The 2,806-nt window shown below is 46.4% G+C and carries 5 protein-coding genes; 3 read left to right on the forward strand and 2 right to left on the reverse strand.

Annotation, left to right across the window (positions count from 1 at the left end):
- Together ACKOVI_RS03500 and ACKOVI_RS03505 are read left to right on the forward strand one after the other, a co-directional pair.
- On the forward strand, positions 1-167 hold a 167-nt coding region (locus tag ACKOVI_RS03500; RefSeq protein WP_509602648.1), incomplete at its 5' end, for a YceI family protein.
- A 75-nt stretch (positions 168-242) separates the two neighbouring features.
- On the forward strand, positions 243-791 hold the full coding sequence (locus ACKOVI_RS03505) for a DUF4287 domain-containing protein (protein ID WP_509602644.1): 549 nt from the start codon (positions 243-245) through the stop codon (positions 789-791).
- On the opposite strand, the gene ACKOVI_RS03510 is transcribed toward ACKOVI_RS03505, so the two are convergent.
- Together ACKOVI_RS03510 and ACKOVI_RS03515 are read right to left on the reverse strand one after the other, a co-directional pair.
- Entirely contained in the window at positions 788-1,141 is a 354-nt protein-coding gene (locus tag ACKOVI_RS03510) for an iron chaperone (RefSeq protein WP_509602645.1), read from the reverse strand. The genes ACKOVI_RS03505 and ACKOVI_RS03510 overlap by 4 nt on opposite strands.
- On the reverse strand, positions 1,138-2,442 hold the full coding sequence (locus ACKOVI_RS03515; protein ID WP_509602646.1) for a metallopeptidase domain-containing protein: 1,305 nt from the start codon (positions 2,440-2,442) through the stop codon (positions 1,138-1,140). Before ACKOVI_RS03515 ends, ACKOVI_RS03510 begins: the two co-directional genes overlap by 4 nt.
- 18 nt (positions 2,443-2,460) lie before the next feature.
- Here ACKOVI_RS03515 and ACKOVI_RS03520 point away from each other — a divergent pair.
- Positions 2,461-2,806: TetR family transcriptional regulator (locus ACKOVI_RS03520; RefSeq protein WP_509602647.1), on the forward strand; the 346-nt coding region annotated here is incomplete at its 3' end.

Here is a 2,806-nt window from a genome sequence, read left to right on the forward strand (position 1 = left end):
CAGCGACCGATCCATTCGGTAACGCTCGCTTTGGTTTCGAAGGCGCTTCAGAGATCAACCGTAAGGATTTCGGTCTTACCTGGAACGCAGCTCTTGAGACAGGCGGAATTCTCGTCTCTGAGAACATCAAGCTTGAGTTCGAAATCTCAGCCATCCAAGCTAAGTAATTAAAAAGTAATCACTTAAAAGAAAGGCCTCGCAGATAATTGCGAGGCCTTTCTTCATTCCCCTACGATTCAACCATGCCTAAAAGCGGAGACCGTGAAGCCTACTTCCCTCTCATTGAGAAGAAGTATGGTGAGAAGATGGCTTACTGGTTTAAAGTCATGAAGCAGCTAGAGGGCGAGAAGTACCCGGTTCAGGTTGCACACCTCAAAGAAAATTATGGATTTTCTCAGGCACATGCCAACGCTCTTGTGATGTATTCACGGGGATCCGAAAGCTCCAAGCGCTTTGAGACACCTGCCCAGTACTACAAGACAATTGATGCAACACAAGCAAAGACCATTAAAGCGATATTTAAAGCCATTCAAAGTAAGTACCCTGAACTAGAACTCGTTATTGCATGGAACCAACCGATGCTTAAATTAGAGAAGAGTTATCTCTTTGGGTGCTCGACAGCCACGCATCACATTCTGATTGCTCCATGGAATCAGAATGTATTAAAGAAGTACACTCCGAAATTCAAGGATTTTAAGGTTAATAAGAAGACTATTGCACTTCCCAATGACTGGAAAGTCGATGCCAAACTTCTTCAAGCGATGATGAAAGATTCCATCGCAGCCCTTTAACGTTCTGCCATCTGTTTAAGGCGCTCTTTGATTATTTTCTTCAGAAGTGTTTTAGGGAATGGCTTTTCCTTTTCAAAATGAATCGAGCCCTTGGTTTGTGTGTACTTTGCCAGCTCGTCTTTAAGAACTACTCCCATTGATCCGCTGTAAGGGAAGATGCTGTTGTGGTTCCTCCAGCCATCGAAGCCAATTACTCCTTTACCTTTGATTGCAAAAGTGGGAATTCCATACTTAATAACTTCATCTGCCTCAGGCAGAATCTCAGCAATCGTTACACGAACAACCTGAAGTGCATCGCGCTGGGGCTTATCAAACTTCTTGAGATGCGCGGTTACTTCAGCTTTGCTCATGAACGATTAACTTCAATCATGTCACCATTTGCATCCGAAGCAGTTACCTTCACGGTAATCCCTTCAACAGTCACTGATTCACCATTTGCACGAGGCGCTTCAAGATAGCGAGGATCAGTTTTCACGTTGGATGGGAAAACCTTTACTGGACCCATTCCTGATTGAATAGATGAATCAACAAGATATACAAGGGCACCAGACTTCTTCATGGCGCCATCGATGCCCAGCGCGCGGCGAGATTCGACAACAAGCGCCTTGGTTTGAGAAATCGGCACAATAACTGCCTTCAACCCACCCGTTGACTCAACAGGTGTAATTGTTTGCGTAGTTGTTGGAGTGCTGAGGCACCTCACCTGATCATCTGAAATCCAGCCCAAGTTCCAACGCTCGAAAGCAAGGAGGCTTGGGGAGTTGCTATCAAAGCTGCTGTAACCCATGTAGCTGAATTCACCTGTGAATCGGAATCCGTCATAACGATTGGATTGATCCTCTTGAGTTGCTGCATAGAGATCAACAAGTCCCATGCTGTGGGAGATTTCGTGATTGAGCCAGATCGATTTCCAGTTGTTGAGGTCATAGGCAGATGTAGCTCCATTAGATATGTAGCGACCATCCAGAAATATGCCATTTCCTCTAATCGCGGAGAAAGCTGGCCCTGAATACCCCATGCCTTCTGCATCAGGGTTTGCAAGAATGACAAGGCTGTCGGTCTTGCTGAAATCTACTTCTGCATCAGCTAGCTTTGCTGCTTCGAGAATGTAGGCGCGTTGCTTTTCAAATGTCCAACCACCGGCAACATAGTCAGATGACTTCTTGCTCATGCGATACCACTTCAACGGTGGCGTCATCGAGTAGTTAGCTTTCCCGTATGACATCTCTTTAAAAGTTTCAGTTGCTGGAGAAATCTTTGCAAATGCCTCTGTAGGAGTTAGCTTGGCGGGGGCATCTGGGAAGTCGACAAGAATCACGGTTACATTGATATCTCCGAGAACCTTGGATCGTTCGGAGATTCGAGGCCATCCACCAATGGATACATCCCCACGACCATCGGCTACTGGCAACTTACACGCTGCAAGTAGATCTACCTTTGCAGGTGTTGCTGCCGCAGCATTAGAGACTTTTGTACCTTTATCCCACAACATCTTTTTTCCACTTTTAACGCAGGTGAACTTTGTGCCAGCAACGATGGTTGACTGACCTACCTTTGAGCAAGCTGTGCCTGCTTTAACGGCAGCTTCTGCTGTTGGAAGTGATGTGGCTATGAGAGTAAGAGCGGCTATGGCGACGAGGCTACGTTTCATTGGGAAATCGTAAGAGAAATGTCACTACTTTCAAGAGGCTCTTGGAAAGCAACACTGCTAATCTCAGGGCTACACGAAGGATTGCGAGGAGATATGGGACCAAAAATCGACGCACCCTCAATTCTCGAGCAACGAGAGATGCGCCAGCGACAGTTAGCGGATGCGGCCCTCTCGCTTGCAATCTCTGGGGGAGTCGAGGCAGTTACGGTCTCTGCAGTCTCCAAAGCTGCAGGAATGTCTCGCTCATCTTTCTATGAATATTTCTCATCGTCTGCAGATTTGGTATCTGATCTAGTTCTCGAGGAACTTGAACTTTATCGAGCCAGATTGCAGGCAGCAATTAAAGATGCAGAAGATCCACTCG

The sequence above is a fragment of the Candidatus Planktophila sp. genome (genome assembly GCF_046070465.1).
GTDB lineage: Bacteria > Actinomycetota > Actinomycetes > Nanopelagicales > Nanopelagicaceae > Planktophila.

What these genes read in the sequence shown, in the direction of transcription:
- ACKOVI_RS03505 (WP_509602644.1), top strand. Translation starts at nt 243, where the DNA reads ATGCCTAAAAGCGGAGACCGTGAAGCCTACTTCCCTCTCATTGAGAAG.
- ACKOVI_RS03515 (WP_509602646.1), bottom strand. Translation starts at nt 2,442, where the DNA reads ATGAAACGTAGCCTCGTCGCCATAGCCGCTCTTACTCTCATAGCCACA.
- ACKOVI_RS03510 (WP_509602645.1), bottom strand. Translation starts at nt 1,141, where the DNA reads ATGAGCAAAGCTGAAGTAACCGCGCATCTCAAGAAGTTTGATAAGCCC.